This is a genomic window from Atlanticothrix silvestris CENA357, from assembly GCF_016056295.1.
GTDB classification, from domain to species: domain Bacteria; phylum Cyanobacteriota; class Cyanobacteriia; order Cyanobacteriales; family Nostocaceae; genus Atlanticothrix; species Atlanticothrix silvestris.
In genome coordinates, this window is the sequence record NZ_JAECZB010000092.1 from 78459 (window position 1) to 96653 (window position 18195).

14 protein-coding genes and 1 pseudogene are annotated in these 18195 nt (G+C 38.2%); 10 read left to right on the plus strand and 5 right to left on the minus strand.

The window, feature by feature from the left end; translation table 11 throughout:
- Window positions 1-2: 2 nt before the first annotated feature.
- The 5 genes from I8751_RS22490 (at window position 3) to I8751_RS22510 (ending at window position 3621) form a co-directional block, all read left to right on the plus strand.
- Window positions 3-635 (plus strand): hypothetical protein, encoded by a 633-nt coding sequence (locus tag I8751_RS22490; protein ID WP_214441320.1) that lies wholly within the window; start codon window positions 3-5, stop codon window positions 633-635.
- On the plus strand, window positions 632-856 hold the full coding sequence (locus tag I8751_RS22495; protein WP_214441321.1) for an ABC-three component system middle component 6: 225 nt from the start codon (window positions 632-634) through the stop codon (window positions 854-856). Before I8751_RS22490 ends, I8751_RS22495 begins: the two co-directional genes overlap by 4 nt.
- Entirely contained in the window at window positions 856-2607 is a 1752-nt protein-coding gene (locus I8751_RS22500) for an ABC-three component system protein (protein WP_214441322.1), read from the plus strand. The genes I8751_RS22495 and I8751_RS22500 overlap by 1 nt, the downstream gene beginning before the upstream one ends.
- Window positions 2608-2902: 295 nt before the next feature.
- Window positions 2903-3208 carry a ribbon-helix-helix protein, CopG family gene (locus I8751_RS22505; protein ID WP_214441323.1) on the plus strand — a complete coding sequence of 102 codons (306 nt, stop codon included), beginning with the start codon at window positions 2903-2905 and terminating at the stop codon, window positions 3206-3208.
- Window positions 3205-3621, plus strand: coding sequence for a PIN domain-containing protein (locus I8751_RS22510; RefSeq protein WP_214441324.1), 417 nt, complete (start codon window positions 3205-3207; stop codon window positions 3619-3621). The genes I8751_RS22505 and I8751_RS22510 overlap by 4 nt, the downstream gene beginning before the upstream one ends.
- A 123-nt stretch (window positions 3622-3744) precedes the next feature.
- On the opposite strand, the gene I8751_RS22515 is transcribed toward I8751_RS22510, so the two are convergent.
- From I8751_RS22515 to I8751_RS22525, 3 genes are all read right to left on the minus strand, one after another.
- Entirely contained in the window at window positions 3745-5448 is a 1704-nt protein-coding gene (locus I8751_RS22515) for a hypothetical protein (protein ID WP_214441325.1), read from the minus strand.
- A 79-nt stretch (window positions 5449-5527) separates the two neighbouring features.
- Window positions 5528-7420: an ABC transporter permease subunit gene (locus I8751_RS22520; RefSeq protein WP_214441326.1), complete on the minus strand. Its 1893-nt coding sequence runs from the start codon at window positions 7418-7420 to the stop codon at window positions 5528-5530.
- Window positions 7421-7462: 42 nt separating this feature from the next.
- The gene (locus tag I8751_RS22525) at window positions 7463-8413 is read right to left on the minus strand and encodes an ABC transporter ATP-binding protein (RefSeq protein ID WP_214441327.1); all 951 of its coding nucleotides are present in this window, start codon (window positions 8411-8413) and stop codon (window positions 7463-7465) included.
- A gap of 693 nt (window positions 8414-9106) precedes the next feature.
- Here I8751_RS22525 and psb34 point away from each other — a divergent pair.
- From psb34 to I8751_RS22540, 3 genes are all read left to right on the plus strand, one after another.
- Entirely contained in the window at window positions 9107-9277 is a 171-nt protein-coding gene (gene psb34 / locus I8751_RS22530; protein WP_214441328.1) for a photosystem II assembly protein Psb34, read from the plus strand.
- 210 nt (window positions 9278-9487) lie between these two features.
- Window positions 9488-10216, plus strand: coding sequence for a phytanoyl-CoA dioxygenase family protein (locus I8751_RS22535; protein ID WP_214441329.1), 729 nt, complete (start codon window positions 9488-9490; stop codon window positions 10214-10216).
- 186 nt (window positions 10217-10402) lie between these two features.
- Window positions 10403-11176: an MlaE family ABC transporter permease gene (locus tag I8751_RS22540; protein ID WP_214441330.1), complete on the plus strand. Its 774-nt coding sequence runs from the start codon at window positions 10403-10405 to the stop codon at window positions 11174-11176.
- Window positions 11177-11408: 232 nt separating this feature from the next.
- On the opposite strand, the gene I8751_RS22545 is transcribed toward I8751_RS22540, so the two are convergent.
- On the minus strand, window positions 11409-12812 hold the full coding sequence (locus I8751_RS22545) for an aromatic ring-hydroxylating dioxygenase subunit alpha (protein ID WP_214441331.1): 1404 nt from the start codon (window positions 12810-12812) through the stop codon (window positions 11409-11411).
- A gap of 61 nt (window positions 12813-12873) precedes the next feature.
- Here I8751_RS22545 and I8751_RS22550 point away from each other — a divergent pair, with 61 nt between their 5' ends.
- Together I8751_RS22550 and I8751_RS22555 are read left to right on the plus strand one after the other, a co-directional pair.
- Window positions 12874-15480, plus strand: coding sequence for an MASE1 domain-containing protein (locus tag I8751_RS22550; protein WP_214441332.1), 2607 nt, complete (start codon window positions 12874-12876; stop codon window positions 15478-15480).
- A gap of 141 nt (window positions 15481-15621) precedes the next feature.
- On the plus strand, window positions 15622-17253 hold the full coding sequence (locus I8751_RS22555; protein ID WP_214441333.1) for an ArnT family glycosyltransferase: 1632 nt from the start codon (window positions 15622-15624) through the stop codon (window positions 17251-17253).
- 84 nt (window positions 17254-17337) lie between these two features.
- Here the strand turns inward: I8751_RS22555 and I8751_RS22560 are convergent.
- Window positions 17338-18130, minus strand: a pseudogene (locus tag I8751_RS22560) (ion transporter).
- Window positions 18131-18195: the final 65 nt, after the last annotated feature.

The following is an 18195-nucleotide window of genomic DNA, read 5'->3' on the forward strand; positions in this document are numbered from 1 at the left end:
TTGTGGATTTGCATCAGCAACGAAAACAAGATTTAAAAGAACATATAGATGAAGAATATATGCTACTCAAGGAGTTAGAAGATGATTTACGCCTTACTCAAGAAGTACAACCAAAAACAAAATTAAAAAAGCAGATTAAGGAAGTAAAAGGTAGAATTAAGGAATATAGAAACGATCTTGATTCTTTATCAAATTCTCAACAAGAGCAAAATTTACTTGTTAATGCAATGGCAAACATTACATTTAGAGAGTTGGATATGGTGACTAACGGAATCCTTAGTATGCCCGTAGAATTTGATGAAAGCTATACTGTTGTTCCAGTAGTTATCAAAATGTCTAAAAACGAACTGACTGGCTCTGCTCAATCTAGACTGACGAGCGGTGTTATCCAAGCAAGAATGGTTGGCAAATTTGTTGAGAATATGGTTAATGTAATTCCTGATTTTCCAGAAAAACTAAAGGCAGGATTTGCTAGAGAGTACCACAATCTTCGAGCAACAGGATTAAAGGGAAATGCTCTATTGGATGCTTTGCATGAGTTTTCTTGCAATCGTAGTCTAGATTATGACCTACGAGCTGCTGGTTTAGCAGTGCTGTACTATCTCTTTGAGAAGTGCGAGGTGTTCGAGCGATGATTCTTCCTACAAAACATATTTCTACCAGTCACTCTCTATTAGGGGTAGGTGCTAAAATATTAGAACAATTGTACCAACCAAGAACAGTTTCATCACTTTGGAGTGCTGTTGCTACCATGCCAGAAGTTGCCACATTTGAACGTTTTGTTTTAACTCTTGATCTCCTATACGCTATAGGAGCAATTGAGATGAATGCAGGATTACTTCATAGGTGTCACTGATGATTCATGCTGTTCGTTGTAATCATGCATCATTCAAAACAGTAGAGTTTAGACCTGGCTTTAACGTAGTTTTAGCAGATCGTACAGAAGACTCTGGCAGAAGAGATTCTCGTAATGGATTGGGTAAATCTACTCTCATTGAAATTATTCACTTTTGTCTTGGAGGCACGATTCCAACTGCCAAAGGGCTTGGTTCTAGAACTCTTCGTGGTTGGGCTTTTAGTTTAGAGCTTACACTTGCAAATCAAATTATCACTGTTACAAGAAATACTGACGATAGGTCTCAGGTAGTAATTCATGGAGATACTGCTAACTGGCCTATTCAGCCAAGAGAACAAGAAGATCAAAAAGTTCTCAGTTTGGAAGATTGGAAGACTGTTTTGGGAAATCTAACATTTGGATTAACTAGTGATAATGAAGCTAAAAAATATAAACCTACTTTTAGAGGACTAATTTCTTACTTTATCCGTCGGGGAAGAGATGCATTTTCTACACCATTCGAGCATCATCCAAAGCAACCTGGATGGGATAAGCAAGTTAATAATGCTTTTTTATTAGGTCTTGCTTGGGAAGAGGCAAGAGATTTACAACTTTTAAAAGATAAACAGAAATTAATCGCAGATATTAAAAAACTTAAAAAAGATACAGAACCTGGAGTTGCAATTGCAATTTTTGGTTCTCTAGGTGAGCTTGAAGCTTTAAAGGTTCAAGTAGAAGCACAATTACGTGAAAGAAAAGAAACTCTTAACAATTTTAGGGTAGCGTCCCAATACCATGAATTAGAGGCAACTGCTAACCGTTTAACCTCACAAATTCACGAAGTAACAAATAAAAAAATTATTGAAAATAAATTACTGGAGTTTTATCAATCTAGTCTTGACTCGGAGGATGAACCCAGACCAGATCAGGTTGTTCGTATATATGAAAATGCAGGTGTTGAGTTACCAGGTTTAGTAATTAGAAGACTAGAAGAAGTAGAACTATTTCATCGCAGACTAATAGAGAATCGTAGGGAGTTTTTAGTAAGTGAAATTCAACGTATTAGAAAGCAAATATCCTCTAGAGAAAGTTTTATTAGAGAGAAAACTAATGAGCGTGCCGAACTTTTGGAAGTGCTAAAGACGCATGGAGCTTTAGAAGAATACACAATGCTACAAGAAATTTATCTTGATGATGTAGCTAATCTCAATGAAATTAATAAACGCATCGAAGAATTAAAACAATTTGAGGAGCAAAAAAGTACCTTAAAAATTGAAAAAGAACAGTTACTACAACGCGCACGTCGTGACTATGGAGAACGGAATGAGCAAGCAGAACGTGCTATTAATCTATTCAGCATTAACTCTAGATTTCTTTACGACGTTCCAGGAACACTTGTTATTGATGTAGGAAGCAATGGCTTTAGTTTCCGAGTAGAAATTAGACGTGATGGTAGTGAAGGGATTGATAAGATGAAAATATTTTGTTATGACTTAATGTTGGCGCAACTTTGGTCAGAGCGTGACCCTTCACCGCGTATATTAATTCATGACAGTACAATTTTCGATGGTGTGGATGAGAGACAAGTGGCTCTTGCTTTACAACTAGCTGATATAGAGTCCAGAAGACTTGGTTTTCAATATATCTGTACATTAAATTCAGATATGGTTCCACGCTCAGAGTTTCCACTTGATTTTAATTTTGATTCTTTTGTGAGACTTAAACTTACAGATGAAAGTGAAGAGGGAGGGCTATTAGGTATTAGTTTTTAGGTAACAACATATACTAAAATCTTAAATATTCTATGTGTGGAGAGGGTAAGAAATTGAATATTCACTAGAAAATAAATTTATATCTAAAATCGCTAGTCAAAAAATATTATGTTTGTGTTCATAAAGGTATCCCTAACTACGACATTACAACGGAGACTTTCTCATAACACAAGCATATATTATTGCATAAATTAAAAAATATAAATGAATGTATTTACCAGATTAACTGGTGCGCCTCACCCACCTTAATATCAGCAGCTATTATGTAAATAAGAGATGACATAGAAATAGAACTATGACTGATACACCTGAAAAGATTCACCTCACCTTAGAGTTATCACCAGAACTAAATCACATCCTAGAAGAACTAGCCAAGAAAATAGGTACAAATAAAAGTGAAGTTTTGCGTCAAGCCATCACCTTAATGCAAGTGATGGTAACAGAAAAAGAACAAACTTTACCTTCTATTTCTCCTAACCAAACCTTAGAATCTTTATCTGAACTTGACCCCTGGACTCAAAGTTTCATAGGTGTAATTAGCTTAGAATCAGAAAATACTGAAGAAAGTTATGTTAATTATCTAGAGGGGAAATATAGTTGAAACGGGTATTATTTGACAGCGATGTTTTGCTTGATATCTTAGCACAGCGTCAACCTTTTGTTGTCACCTCAGCGCAAGCATTAAATACAGTCATCACAAAACAGGTGCAAGGCTTTGTTTCAGGACACGCCATTACAAATATTTTCTATATTTTACGCCGCCAAATTGGTAGCGAAGCAGCACGTAAATTAATAGAAAACTTATTACAACACATTCACATTGCTAGCGTTAACGATGAAGTAATTCACCAAGCTTTGCAAAGTCCAATTAAAGATTTTGAAGATGCGGTAACAAGTGCAGCAGCAATGGCTGCAAGGTTAGAAATAATCGTAACACGAAATATATCCGATTTTGTAGCTTCTTCAGTACCAGGAATCTTGCCAGAAGAGTTCTTAAAAATTCTTTCTGAGTAACTCACCAAAGCTATAACCTAACCTTAAATTTATCACCTGAACTAAATTAAATGAGTAGGGACACAACATGTTGTGCCCCTACCCGTGTACTTCATTTACGTGAAATACGCTGTATAGGTTTTCCTAATTTTCTACTAGTAGTGCTTTAGTTGCAGACTCTCCGACTTTTCTTAGTTTCCGTGTTAGCTGAAATACCAATAAACCCAAAATACCACAGTGACCCAGAATTGCTAAAAAAGGAGCCATTGTTGATGTATATTCGCCTGAAGGGTACAAAGCAATAAGCGGCGCAGCTACCGAAAATAGCCACAGAAAAGAGTTGTTTCCAGGATTAGAAAACAACATCGCTAAAATTATTACTGGTAATACAATTGCTGCACCAACTGCACCAGTAGCCCAAAATAGGCGATGCTGATTTTTCATTAACAATAGTAGTTGAGCAATGACTGCATAGATTACAGCTAAACTACCACAGAAGAATAGAGATGTAAAAGCTTTAATTTCATTACCTGTATTGATCCCAGAAATTAAAATAAACACACTTAAACAGGTAATAGCAATCATGGCATTAATTGCGATCGCTAAAGTCCCCGGACTTTTTTCACCCCAAATTAAATCCCTGATTAAATTGCTGCGATGCCCTGCCTTGTAGTTATAAATATGTCTGTAACGTGCCCAATCTTGTAGTATTTGACGATGAGGATTGAGTGCAGCAATTAGATATAAAAATAGCCACAAATTCAAAAACAATAAGCACGCCAAATTTTCAAATATCGTGTGTGAGCTATAATAACTACCCACATTTAATTTTTGCCAATTCGCGCATCCTAGAGTAATAACTGTAAAACAAGTAGTTAATAAATAACTTTGCTTTTTGCTCAACATAGTAGCATTAGGATCACGAAAGCAACGCTGCAAAGATTGCCAGATAAAGTATGCTCCTATGAAGTAAACCAAAATAGCAAAGCAAACTGTAATAAAAAAAACCGATCCTAGTGGTATACCAAACCAATGAAAGTTAATAAAATTGGGATTATTTGGTGCAAATATAGAACTAACTTCAGGGTGGGGAATTAAGTAATAGGGGTTCATCAACCTCAATACAACAAATGGAGTATTAGCTGATACGTCAGGGACTATTGCTTGCTTAGTGAACATGAGAAAGCCTAAAACAGCACTACTTCCCAACCAAGCTTGAAAACTGCCCAACCAAGAACCAACTAACCCAAATAATAATGCTCCACTATAGTAGAAAAGACTAGCAGCGATCGCGATCGCGTAGAAACTTAAAATCATCATCAGGGGAATATTGGCAACTAACCCTAACCACAAATGCAGAGGAACTGCGACCAATACCGCAGCATACAAGAGTATAGGAACACCTAACATTTTTCCCCATAAAATGCTATGGGGTGATTGAGGGCTAAGGCGAATAAAATTGAGTGTATCATGCCGTTCTTCATTAGCTAAATCGCTGATAAGTAAATAAGTACCTGCAACTAAAAGCGTAAAGCAACCAATGATACTCAGCAATGTAAATGCATCTAAAGACCACAATTGCCAGTTAATAATAACGTTACCGAATTCATCACCTAGGCATTTTTTTGCATCATATAGAGACTTACCTGTGCAATATCTGTGGGAGTAATTATATAAAAGATTGGTCTTGGTTGGTAGCTGGGTTTGAAAATACATGAATACTACAAATTGACCCAGCAGCGAGATAGCAGTTGACAATATGAGATTGCGGGTTTTCAGTCGCCCTTTAAATTCTCGCAACAGTTGAGGGTTCCAATCTCCTAGTAAATTCATCCAATTAGGCTTCATAGTTATCACTCTCTAAAATTAGTATTTAGGGAATCCAGGGGTTCGGATCCCCGACTTCTTTGAGAAGTCGGGGATCTGACTAATTTCCTGTCAATAATGCTTTTGTTGCAGACTCTCCTGCTAACTTAACCTGCTTTGTCAATTGGAAATTTAATAATGCAAAAACACTTAACTCGGCTAAAAGTGCCATAAAAACCGTTGTGGCTGCGGAGTGTTCAATACCAGCCCAAGGAAAAGTCGAAAACAGCCACGCAATGGAATTTTTATTGGGTGCAACACCTAATAGTTGAAGAAACATTGCTGGTAAGAATAGCAATGCACCTATAGTAGCAATTGCCAAAGCAGAACGCTTAGGAGTTTTCATTAACAGTATTAGCTGGGCTAAGGTGGCGTAAATCATCATTAAGCTAATAAATAAAGCCACTGCTAAAATCGCTTTCATTCTCCCAATGTCATTAACCCAATCAATGCTGTCGTTATGGTGAATGTTCAAAATGGGTGCAAGTATAATCCAAACTACTAATGGTGTAGTTGCGATCGCCAGATTAATTCCCATTGCGACTAATGCAGGACTTTTGTCAGCCAAAATCAAATTTCTCCACCAAGAACGACTAGAAATTTTTTGGTATTGATATCGCGCCCAATCTTGGATGTCTTGACGGTGAGGTGACAAAACTATTAGTAAAGCTAATATTAACACTAAATTAAATAGTGCGATAAAAACAAAATTGTCTTCTATCTGTTTATTTAAATCGTAATAACAATTAGCAGAGTTTACAGTTCTATTAGAAAGACAATAATTTTTGTGATATTGTAGTGTGAATCCCCAAAACATCACTTGACAACAAGCTACTAATAAATAACTTTGACCTTTGCTGAAAATTGCTGCATCTGGATTACGGAAGCGACGCTTCAATGCTTGCCAAGTCCAATAAATTCCCACACCATAATTAAATAAATGTAAGCCAATCAGACCAATAATATTTTTACCTAGCGGTAAATAGAAAAACTGTAATTCATTTAATGATGATTGATTATATTGACGAAACAAGTTTCCAAACAGATAACTCATCATGTCAAAGGGACTTAGTAGCCTCAAAAAAGTAGCTGCATTGTAGAAGTTCAAGTTATCCGATGCTAAGTTCATGGTTATGGACAAAAATATTAAAACTGCACCACTAGCTATCCAAGGTTGAAACCCACTAACCCAATGACTAATTAAACCAAATAGTAGTGCAGCACTATAAAAGAAAGTACAGCTAGCAACCAGAACTATATAAAAACTAAAGATCGCACTTAAGGCAATTTTGGCAGAAATTCCAGCCCATAAATGCAAAGGTAATGCTGCTAAAACTATGAGATAAATAACAATCGGCACTCCTAGCATTTTGCCAGTCAAAATACTCACTTCTGACTGTGGACTCAAGCGGATAAAATTCAGTGTACCGCGACGTTCTTCTTGAGCTAAGTTATTGATTAATAAATAAACTCCAGCAACTAATAGCGTGAATACAAACATCACACTCAGGCTTAAAAATATGTATCTCCAGTGATCTTGCCACCACAATGGCATATTTATTTGTTCTGAAGGGCAATATTGCTGATATAAAATTTTATTAAGATTAGTTGATTCTAAATTCAAAGACCTCAATTGTGTTTTCAGTTCTTGCAGCTTTGCCAAGTCATAATTTTTATTACCACTATATAAATTAATTTTCTGCTGAACTTGATTAATTAGCTGAGAAACTGAGTTTTGTTGCTGTAAATAACCTGAACTCAAGTTACAATATGGCCCAGACATTGAGTATTTTCCACTGGGGAAATCACCAAACTGATATAAAAAAATTCCCAGTTGAGCAACTAATGAAATGACGACGGCAACTAAAACATTAAAAGCCTTGAGGCGACCTTTGAGTTCCCGTAATAATTGCGGGTTCCAGTCGCCAATTTTGTCTATTAAATTGACCATCATAGAAAAAATCTCCAAAGAGGGAAAGTGGAAATTATTGACTTATTAAGATGCTTGTTTGTGTCCTAACTTCAAGAAAATAGTTTCTAGATCTTCTTGAGTACAGTGAAAATCGCTTACGGTAATGCCAGATGTAATCAGCGATCGCAATAATTCAGCGCTATCTTCTTCTTTGCCAGAAAAGTTGATCCGCACACTATTTTTTGTGGGTATTACTTCCCACTCTTCCACCAAAGGATGATGTTTTAGTTCGCTTAAAAGCGTTTCTAGATTTCCTAGGGTTGATAACAAAATTTGCTGGCGAGAAAGACGCTGGTAAAGTTGTTTTAGGGAAGCACTTTCTACCAAAAAACCAAGTTCCATAATTCCTACGGAAGTACAAAGTTCCGCTAAGTCGCTAAGAACATGGGAGGAAATCAAGATTGTCATCCCGGCTTCTTGCAATGCCTTGATGATTTCTCGAAACTGCATCCTGGCGATGGGGTCAAGTCCTGACACTGGCTCATCTAGTAGCAGTAAAATTGGTTCATGGATAATAGTTCGCGCTAAACTTAAGCGCTGTTTCATCCCCCGCGACAAAGTAGAAATTAAACTATGACGTTTATTACCGAGTTGTATAAGTTCTAAAACTTCATGCAGGCGTTGAGTACGGCGTGGTTCTCGCAAGCGATACAGACGCGCAAAGTAATCTAGGTAATCCCATACTGTTAAATCCTCATATAAGGGATAGTCGTCGGGTAAGTAGCCAAGGCGACGCTTGAGAGTCGTGTTACTTTTGTCACGACGTAACCGATCGCCATTAATATAAATCTCACCCGTAGTTGGTTCTTCAGCTGCTGCCAACATGCGGATGAGAGTTGTTTTACCCGCGCCATTCGGCCCAATCAGTCCGTATACTTCACCCACTTGGATCTCTAAATCAACATCGTTAACGGCAATGTGCCGTTCAAATTGTTTAGTTAGTCCACGGGTAGAAATTGCTAATTCTTTTACCATCGCTGCTCAAGTGCGGCTTGTGATTAACAGTTAACTTAACCTCTCTCTACAGTTTTTGTCTGTGTCGTTTCGGAAATTGAAACTGAGTTGAGGATAAATTTATCACCTGCGGAAACCTACAGCAGCATCTACAAACTTTGATTGACGTGGAACACTATAAAATCAAGGTTTTTAGAGCCTATATTAACTCTTCTTTATAGGATACAAAGTTGTTTAGAGGGACGAAAAAGCACCTGAGGTTTTGCCCACTCAAGTGCTTTTTCGTATAACTCTATACCAAATCACTGACTTGATGTAACATTTGAAATCTGCAATACACTTCTAACGAAAAGCATTACGAGAATAACTTGTAACAAACATTAAGTGAGATGGTATCACTCCTTGCATTATTAACAATATCTCTTTTGGGACAAAATTGAACATTTAATGCGTGACAGTTTATTAACTGACACCAGTTAAAAATTACTCCTAATGGATGGTGTCAAGGATGACATAGCAAGTACTTATAAAGATTTTTAGGGATTGGTATAAAAAGTAGGAATTAATTAGCGATCGCTAGCTATTCACAAGATGTTATCTGAGATAAGTAATTTTTATTAGACTCATTTACTATTTCGTGTCAAGTCATATTGACGAATTGTAACAATTTTGTTAAATTAAGTTACATAAGTTAATAAAAACCAGCAAAGCATTATGTATACAACCACTAACGAAGAAGGTATTTTAAATAACTACGCTACTGAACCCCAACTTTACTATGCGGCCTATCCTGACACTGAGCAGCAACGCCACTATGCTTTTCTAGGTGCAGTTGCTACTTTGTTCATTACGGCACTAGTTTTAGTTGCCTTGGGTGTTAGCTAGGATGTAAATTTTTCCCTCGGTATCGCTTAATCTCATTGTCATTCGTACTTCTCCCTTAAACCTCGGCTGCCAACCGAGGTTTTTTATTGATTTTTAAAAAACATTATTTTCTTGATAAAGTTGCGTAGATATTGCAATTGTTGCCTTTTGAACTAGTTAGTAACTAGTCGAAGGTTCCCAATTGTCTACTTTCATCAAGCGATAACTATCATGACTGAGTTTGAACGCTATCTGTTTGACCTACAAGGATTCTTAATTATCGAGAATGTTCTGAATAGTGAGCAAATTAAAGCAATTCAGGCACTTTTGGATCAGCAAATTGAACTCCAAGATCATCCAGGAGCGACATTTTTACGTTTTGATGGTCTGCTATCTTGGGGCAAGCCTTATCAAGAACTAATCGATCATCCGCAGATTACACCTTATTTATCTGAGTTATTGGGAGAACAGTTTCGCCTGGATCATGACTATATTCACATCATTCGTCAAGGTATTGGGCCTATTGGCGCTCACCTACACGGAGGCGGAACTCCCTACGATCCCTGCCAGTATTATTTATTCCAAAATGGCAGGATGTATAATGGCTTGACCACTGTCGCCTACGAGCTAAATGATGTGCATCCTGGTGATGGAGGATTTGGCTGCATTCCTGGTAGTCACAAGAGCAATCTACCTCTACCGCAGAAATGGAAAAATTTAGAATTTCCCTGTGAGTGCGTACAGGCAATTTCTGTTAAAGCAGGTAGCGCCATTATATTTACTGAGGCTTTAACTCATGGTACTCTCCCGTGGCGGGGATTAGGCGATCGCCAGACATTATTTTACAAATATTCCCCTTACTCATCTGCATGGGCTAGATACTACTATAATCTTGATGATTATCCCAACTTGACCGCTTCTCAGCAAAAAATTCTCAGAACACCAGGAGTCTTTCCCTAGAGGAAACGTCCAAAAATATTGCCAAGAGTCAACATAAACTTTACAAACAAAAAAGTAGCAAAAAATTTGGAAAATAAGAATATTTTTTCGCTACAGCCTGAAATTTTAGAGAAAACTTCTAGAGTTTCCCAAAGTGTACCTAAGTGAAGTTAAGGTACAAAACATTCAGTCTCAAGGGCGGTAAAATTGCAACCAAAAGGAAATTTAGAACAATTGTGGATAGTACGCTGTTTTGCCGCAGTGCTACTCTTTGGTCAAGTCTGGCTACATTTACTGCAAGGGAAAACTTGCTCACACAAAATTTTAGAACACATGGTGACTGTGGGGCCAGGTTCTATTTCTCCAGTTCTCCTAGTCAATGTTTTTGCAGGGATGATTTTTACTATTCAGACGGCTAGAGAACTAGTCAGATTTGGTGCTGTCAGTGCTGTGGGAGGTGCTTTTGCTTTAGCTTTTTGCAGAGAATTAGCACCAATTTTGACTGCTAGTATTATTGCTGGGCAAGTAGGCTCTGCTTTTGCGGCAGAAATAGGTGCAATGCGGGTTACAGAGCAAATTGATGCACTTTATATGCTCAAAACAGATCCAATTGATTACCTAGTACTTCCTAGAGTAATTGCTTGCTGTATGATGATGCCAATAATGATGATTTTTGCTTTACTTATGGGACTCGTTGGCGGCGTTTTTGCCGCAGCACAATTTTACAAAATTCTTCCAGAGACATTTTTAGAGTCAGTCAGAGATTTTTTAGATCCATCAGATTTGTCTATTGTTGTGTTAAAAGGGTTTATTTTTGGAGCTTTAGTTGCTGTTATCGGCTGTAGTTGGGGTTTAACTACCAAAGGAGGAGCTAAAGAAGTCGGAGAGTCAGCAACAAAAGCAGTAGTTACTACTTGGGTATCAATTTTCATCATAGATTTCTTTCTATCTTTATTGCTCTTTGAACATCCTCCGCTTTAAGCCCAAGTTTTTCACTCAAACATTAATGATTTGAATCTTCTATGAATTTGATTTGAGGATTTTAAAATTCAAAAATTATTACATAAACTTGGGCATAAATCAATACGCTTGGGTTAAAGGTTATTGGTATAGATAATTCGTCTTATCAGACGCGATTTATCGCGTCTCTACAGGAGGTTTTTTGGCTTAATTGGATCGTATTGGGGCATAAATTCTCAAACCACATGAGATTTTAATTTTGTTCTGGCAGATTACGCAACGGTATAGGTCGTCCATCATAGAACTGTTTTTGAAGCCTACTCAACCCCAACCATGCAATCCCGAAGGTCAGAGGTGTTAATGTTTCAATCACCACTAATAAAAGGGACGTTGTATGGAACAAGAATGCCAAAATTGGAGTGCTGATCAAAGCAACTACTGCTATAGTTCCACACCAAAACCTCAATTGTTGAATTTTAGCAAGTGCAGCTCTACAACTGGCACAATTTCTTGTATGTGAGTTATACCTTTCTAGCAGCTTATTTTTAGGTAATATTGGTGGTAAACTTTCTCCTGGAAATGGTTCAGCATTGTATTGGTTAACCCATTGGTGCAATTCAAAAACAAAACTATCTGCTTTTGTAGGTAAATAGAAAGCCTTAGCAAAGTTAGGGCTACCTCCTTTGGCTGCTAAATAACGTTCTTGATAGTGGAGGAAAATTTGATCATCTTCTAAAACACCGTTTTGTCCAATGTGATAGTACCAGCGTGGTCTCAACTTAATAAATAGCCCCGGAAGTTTAGAGGGGAATTTGAAAGGAAAACGAGCAAATAAACGACATTCACCTTTACGAATTGGCGTTGCATAAACAACAGTTAAAATTCTGCCCCGTTCAGAGTTGATATCATGCCACATTAAACAAGGAGCGACAAAAGTTGTCGATAGTTCTCCCGACTGTCCTGGTTTTATACCTTGCTGCCAAATGCCTTTGAATCCATGTTTTCCAGATTCAATTACTTCTAGTCCTAAAGCAGTTGCATTGGCCCTATTTCCTACAGTTTGGTGATGTGTGAAAGCTACATGACTGGGGTCAAGTATATTTTCTAAAAGTGTCAGTGCATCGTAAGGTACATCTCTAAATGTATTAATGACAACCCAGCCATCAGGCGATTCTTCTAAAGGCTCAATAATAGGAACTGTTGTTTTTGCAGCATTTTCTGGGTTGCCGACATAAACAAACAGTAATCCTTGCCGTTCAGATGTAGGTAATAATACTGCACATGCTCGTAAAGAAGTTTCTGCTGTTCCACCTATAGGTTGCTGAGGAATACGCTGGCAACTACCATCTCCAGAGAATGACCAGCCGTGGTATGGACACTCTAATAACCCATCGTTGTTAATTCTACCTTCTGAGAGTGGTGCTAAGCGATGAGGACACTGGTCTAAAAATATCTTCCAGGATTTTGCTTGCCTATCCCACCAAATTACAATGTCTTTGCCCAACACTGTCAAAGGAGTTGGTTTTGATTTATCTAAATCTTCAACGTAGTGGACGGGATACCATGCTTCTTGCCAATCGAAACAATGAGGGTCACTGCCACCAGGGTAAATTTTCTCTACAGAAATATTGCCTACAATAGGCTCTGTATCCAACATTCTTTTAGTTTACAAATCTTTATTGCACTCTCTTAATTGTATCTTTAGTAAAATTGCATCTATGCAGCGATCGCTAATTATCTTATTAGTGGGGCTAATAGCCCTAATCATGGCTCATGGGATGGCGCTGATTTACCAAGTTCAGCCGGGAGTATCTCTATGGTTTCCTCCATCAGGTGTGGCGATCGCCCTGACTTTTTGGTTTGGTCGCTCTGGTATTATTTTGACAGGGTTGGCATCGTTCCTTATGGCACCGTTTTGGGGATTGCATAGCTGGGAGCGAATGGTTGGTTTCGTCGATGTTATTGAACCTTTAATAGCTTGGTTACTCTACCGTCGTCTCTGGCGAGGTTCCCTCACACTAAATAACCTTAGAGATGCTAATTTTTTTACTATGAGTGTGCCTTTAGTAGCTTCAGCTACCTTAGCTACGGTTGGTAGTTTGACTTGGGTAGCCATAGGCAACATGTCTGCTTCTAGTTTGACTCAAAACATTCCTCATTGGTGGTTGGGTAATGCTATAGGAATTATGGCAATTACCCCTACTGCCCTTTTAGTCCTCACACCGCATTTGCAATTTTGGGGTTGGTTAACTAATTCAGAACCATCAAACTCTTCATCTAACTGTCTTAGTTTCCCCACCTCTCGTCGGCTTTTAATAGAAGTAAGCGCAATACTACTGTTGTGTGTAGCCACAGCAATTCTCACTGTTTCGGAAACTTACCAATCAAATTTTAAGTTCCAACAATTATCATTTTTGAGCTTTGTGCCCGTTATCTGGGCTGCAACTCGCTTTGGTGTCACTAGCGGGATGTTGACTTCTAGTGTTTGCGTACTGGTAACACTGTTCTTTTACTTGGTTGTCTATCCCAATGCTATGTCCTTGCCAAGGTTCCCAGTCCAACCAGAAGTTTTACACGTTCACAAACTGAGTTTATTAGTGCAGTGTGCTGTCGGGTTGCTGGTAGGAACTGCCATTACAGAAAGAGCCAGAATTCAAGTAACATTAGCTGTAGCAAGAGTGCGATTAGGAGAATATCAAGCTCGCGCAGAATTATCTGAAAAACTTATCCAACTTAATGATTCACTTGTTGAGGCTAACGCTCATCTCGAAGAATCTCATCAAGACAAAGACGAGTTACTAAAGCGCGAACAAGCCCTTAGCAGTCGGCTAGACAATATTTTAGAAAGCATGACGGATGCATTTATCGCTGTCAATCGAGATTGGCAAATTACTTATGTTAATAGACAAGCAGCAAAAATTAATGGAGTAGAACCAGAATATATTTTAGGAACAAATTTTTGGGAACAGTGGCCTCAAGCTAAGGATACAAAGTATGAGTGGGAATATCGTCGCGCGATCGCACAAAAAGTATCTGTCCACTTTGAGGCATTATGTGAACCGTTGAACAAGTGGTTTGAAATCCACGCCTATCCTGCTGAAGATGGTCTAGGCATCTTTTTTAGAAACATCACTGAGCGCAAGCAAGTGGAAGTAGAGCGCGAACATCTACTGATTTTAGAGCAGACTGCACGTAGTGAAGCTGAAATGGCTAACCGACTTAAGGATCAATTCCTCGCAGTCCTATCCCATGAATTGCGGACTCCACTGAACCCTATTTTAGGTTGGGCAACGCTATTAAGAAGCCGTAATTTTGAAGGAGCAACACTAATACGTGGGCTAGAAGCCATTGAGCGCAATGCTAAATTACAAATTCAACTGATTGAAGACTTGCTGGATGTTTCTCGCATTCAGCAAGGGAAAATAACCTTAAATATTCAGCCTATCAATTTAATTAACATCATAGAAGGGGCATTAGAAACTGTTCAGCTAGTAGTAGAGGCAAAAAATATTCAAATTCACACCTTCTTGGAGTTAGATGTCGGAATGGTTGCAGGGGATGCAGCTCGCTTACAACAAATTTTATGGAATTTACTTTCTAATGCAGTCAAATTCACACCACCAGGAGGGCAAGTGAATGTGCGCTTAGGACGTATTGAAAAGTTTGCCGAAATTCAAGTCCAAGATACTGGCAAAGGCATTAGTGTAGAATTTTTACCATACGTATTTGATTATTTTCGTCAAGCTGATGGCACAATAACTCGACAATTTGGAGGGCTGGGGTTAGGACTAGCTATTGCTCGTAATCTTACCGAATTGCATGGTGGATCTGTCAAAGCAGAAAGTCTAGGGGAAGGAATGGGGGCAACATTTACAGTCAGATTACCGCTGATGTCCAATCTGCTCCAGACAAGTAAAAATATTGTCAAACAAACTAATTATTTGAATTTGACAGGGTTGTGCATTTTAGTTGTAGATGATGACACAGATACAGGTGAATTTCTGTTAATGATGCTAGAAGAGTTTGGTGCATCTGTTATTACAGTTGCATCCGCAGGCGATGCTTTGGAATTAATGGCAAAATCTCCAGTTGATTTATTGTTAAGTGATATAGGAATGCCAGGAATAGATGGCTATATGCTGATGCGTTTAATTCGAGCCATGCCAGCAGAGCGAGGAGGAAAAATCCCGGCGATCGCTCTAACTGCTTATGCCGGAGAATTGAACCAAAAACAGGCACTTGCAGCCGGGTATCAGATGCATTTAGTCAAACCAATTGAGTCGGAAACATTGTTAAAGGCAATCTCACAAGTTTTAAACATCTAAAGTTCTGGGATACTCCCGCCATATTGTCAGCCGATACAATCATTTATGTGTATTGTTACGATTATGATTTATTGTACATACACGGTAAAATTTTGCTTTTTTAGCAGCAAATTTTAATTAAAAAGGTAGGAATGCAAGTAAATGCAAATAGCTCAGAAATGGTTGACTGAAAAAACTAATCAATTAGTGCTTTGTTTGTTGGTTGGAGGACTACTGTTTCGAGCTTTTGTTGCTTTTTGGCTTTATCCTACTTTTGATGAAGCTTATTACTATCTTTATAGCTTGCATCTGGACTGGAGTTATTTCGATCATCCTGTACTGGTAGCGCTGACAACTGGTTTTGGCCCTTGGTTGACTGGAGTTGTATCTCAGTTTACGATTCGCATGGGAGCGCTGATTGCACACACAGGTAGTTTATTACTGTTGTATTTAATTAGCAAAAGACTATTCTCTCCCCAGGCTGCCACAATAACTTTAGCGATCGCTACCATTAGCCCGATTTTTCAAGTCGGCTTTGGTATACTCAGTCTACCTGACAGCCCATTGATGTTTTTTTGGTCAGCTAGTTTATTTTGTGCAACTACTGAACTTTTTCGGCAGCCAAATTCATCTAATGCCTACGTCCCTAGTTATCGCTTAGCAATTCTGGGTGTTTTAGTTGGATTAGCCTGTCTGAGTAAATATCACGGTTTTATTTTAGGACTAGGACTAGTTGGTTTTTGTTTAACAAATCCACGTTATCGCTGTGTTTTTCGCTCCCCTTGGGCATGGCTAAGCTTAGGCTTATTTGTAATCACCATCTTCCCTATTTTGTTTTGGAATATTCAGCATGATTGGGTATCATTTCGCTTTCAATCAGAGCGAGCAGTGCCAAGAAGCGGCTACAATCTGCTAAATGTGATATTAGTTTGTTTAGCTGGAGTAGCTTACCTGTTCCCAACCATAGGATTACCACTTTGGTGGGTAAGTTTGCGATCGACGCTAACTCGAACAGTTCAAGTTTTTTCCCAGAAATCTCTAAAATCGGATAAATTCTTACATGATTCTTCTCTCTTGATTTTATGGGTATCCTTACCTGTAATTTTAGGGTTTACTCTCATCGGAGGATATCGGCAAATTCTTCCAGCTTGGTCGATGCCAGGGTTTTGGGGGATAACTTTGCTGTTAGGACAACAAGCAATCATTTGGGAGAAGCAATCTCGACTTTGGGTGCGGCGATGGCTTTTAGGTTCAGGAATTATGGTTGCCACTATCTTACTAATTGCTTTATTGCAAGTGACAACGGGAATAATGCAAAAACCTAGTCAATACGCCCTTATGGGAGGTTTTTTGCCTCCCAAAGATGACCCCTCGACAGAATTAATTGATATTCAACAACTGCGGCGTGGCTTTGCTGCATCTCCTGTTCTAAGTACAGCTTTAGAAAAATCTAGTTTTATATTTACCAATCGCTATTACATCGGTGGGCCAATTGCGATGTCTCTTGAACCCCTAATTAACATCCCAATTACTTGCTTTGATATTGGCAAAGATTTGCGTGGCTTTGCTTTTTGGTCAGCAGCCACTCAATGGCTGGGAAAAGATGCGCTGTATATCACTACCAACCCGTTTAATCAGAGAAAAGACTTGATGGATAGCTATCGAAATCACTTTAGTAGTTTAACTGAGATCGCAACGATCCCAATTCGACGAGGCGGAGTAGTAGTCAACGTCATTTATGTCTATCAAGCCAGGACACTTCTCAAGCCTTACCCCCGGTCTTACGGGATTTGACAAATAATACTATCGGTGTACATCGGCGGTTAATTTCATCTAAATTTGAGCAGTAGTATTTTTTCTGTGCGTCTCAATTACGAATTACGAATTACGAATTGGTAATTTACTGCCACATCTTTTACAAAACCCAGCATCGATATCATGGAAAGCCAAACCGCAACCCGAACAAACAGTTTCTACCTGATTGACGGTCTTGACTAACCGCTTAATTAAATCTCCCACTTGCCAAGGAATTAAGGCAATGCCTGTGAAAATCATCAATACTGTCAACAGGCGGCCTAATTTAGAAATCGGGATTACATCGCCAAACCCTACTGTTGTCATTGTGACTACAGAAAAATAGAATGCATCTAAAAATGTACTAAAGTTTTGCGGGTTGACCGGATGCTCAACTTGATAAATTAAGCCAGAATATATAAAAACTATGGCGAATAATGTAAACAGTATTCGCGCAAAAATAACACCATCTTCAGTATTAATTTTGGCAAATAAAAATCTATTATCTATAAATCTAATTAATCTTAAAATTCTGAACCATCGCAGTAAACGAATAAATGTGATATCTACTATTCCCAATAAAAATGGCAAAATTGCGATTAAATCAATAATTGCATAAAAACTAAATAAAAATATACTTAATTTTATTTTCTGCACTCCAAAAGCGGAGTGCGTACTCTAATGCAAAAATTATAAAAATAGCGGTATCAATTATATGCAACTGAAAGCGAACATTGTCAGGAATATTATAGGTTTCTGCTACAAAAATTCCTGATGATAGTAAAACTAAAGCGGCAATTGCTAAATTAATCGCTTTACCCACTGGTGTTTCTAAGTCTTGTAAGTAAAATTCTGTTTGTTCTCTGCTCAGTAACATATTTCACCAGAAATAATTTGAATACATTTGCAGAAATCACACTATAAATGCGATATTCTTAACCA

Bases quoted from the DNA above. Each gene is read 5' to 3' on its own strand.
- I8751_RS22495 (WP_214441321.1), top strand. From the start codon at position 632: ATGATTCTTCCTACAAAACATATTTCTACCAGTCACTCTCTATTAGGG.
- I8751_RS22500 (WP_214441322.1), top strand. From the start codon at position 856: ATGATTCATGCTGTTCGTTGTAATCATGCATCATTCAAAACAGTAGAG.
- I8751_RS22505 (WP_214441323.1), top strand. From the start codon at position 2,903: ATGACTGATACACCTGAAAAGATTCACCTCACCTTAGAGTTATCACCA.
- I8751_RS22515 (WP_214441325.1), bottom strand. From the start codon at position 5,448: ATGAAGCCTAATTGGATGAATTTACTAGGAGATTGGAACCCTCAACTG.
- I8751_RS22520 (WP_214441326.1), bottom strand. From the start codon at position 7,420: ATGATGGTCAATTTAATAGACAAAATTGGCGACTGGAACCCGCAATTA.
- I8751_RS22525 (WP_214441327.1), bottom strand. From the start codon at position 8,413: ATGGTAAAAGAATTAGCAATTTCTACCCGTGGACTAACTAAACAATTT.
- psb34 (WP_214441328.1), top strand. From the start codon at position 9,107: ATGTATACAACCACTAACGAAGAAGGTATTTTAAATAACTACGCTACT.
- I8751_RS22535 (WP_214441329.1), top strand. From the start codon at position 9,488: ATGACTGAGTTTGAACGCTATCTGTTTGACCTACAAGGATTCTTAATT.
- I8751_RS22545 (WP_214441331.1), bottom strand. From the start codon at position 12,812: ATGTTGGATACAGAGCCTATTGTAGGCAATATTTCTGTAGAGAAAATT.
- I8751_RS22550 (WP_214441332.1), top strand. From the start codon at position 12,874: ATGCAGCGATCGCTAATTATCTTATTAGTGGGGCTAATAGCCCTAATC.
- I8751_RS22555 (WP_214441333.1), top strand. From the start codon at position 15,622: ATGCAAATAGCTCAGAAATGGTTGACTGAAAAAACTAATCAATTAGTG.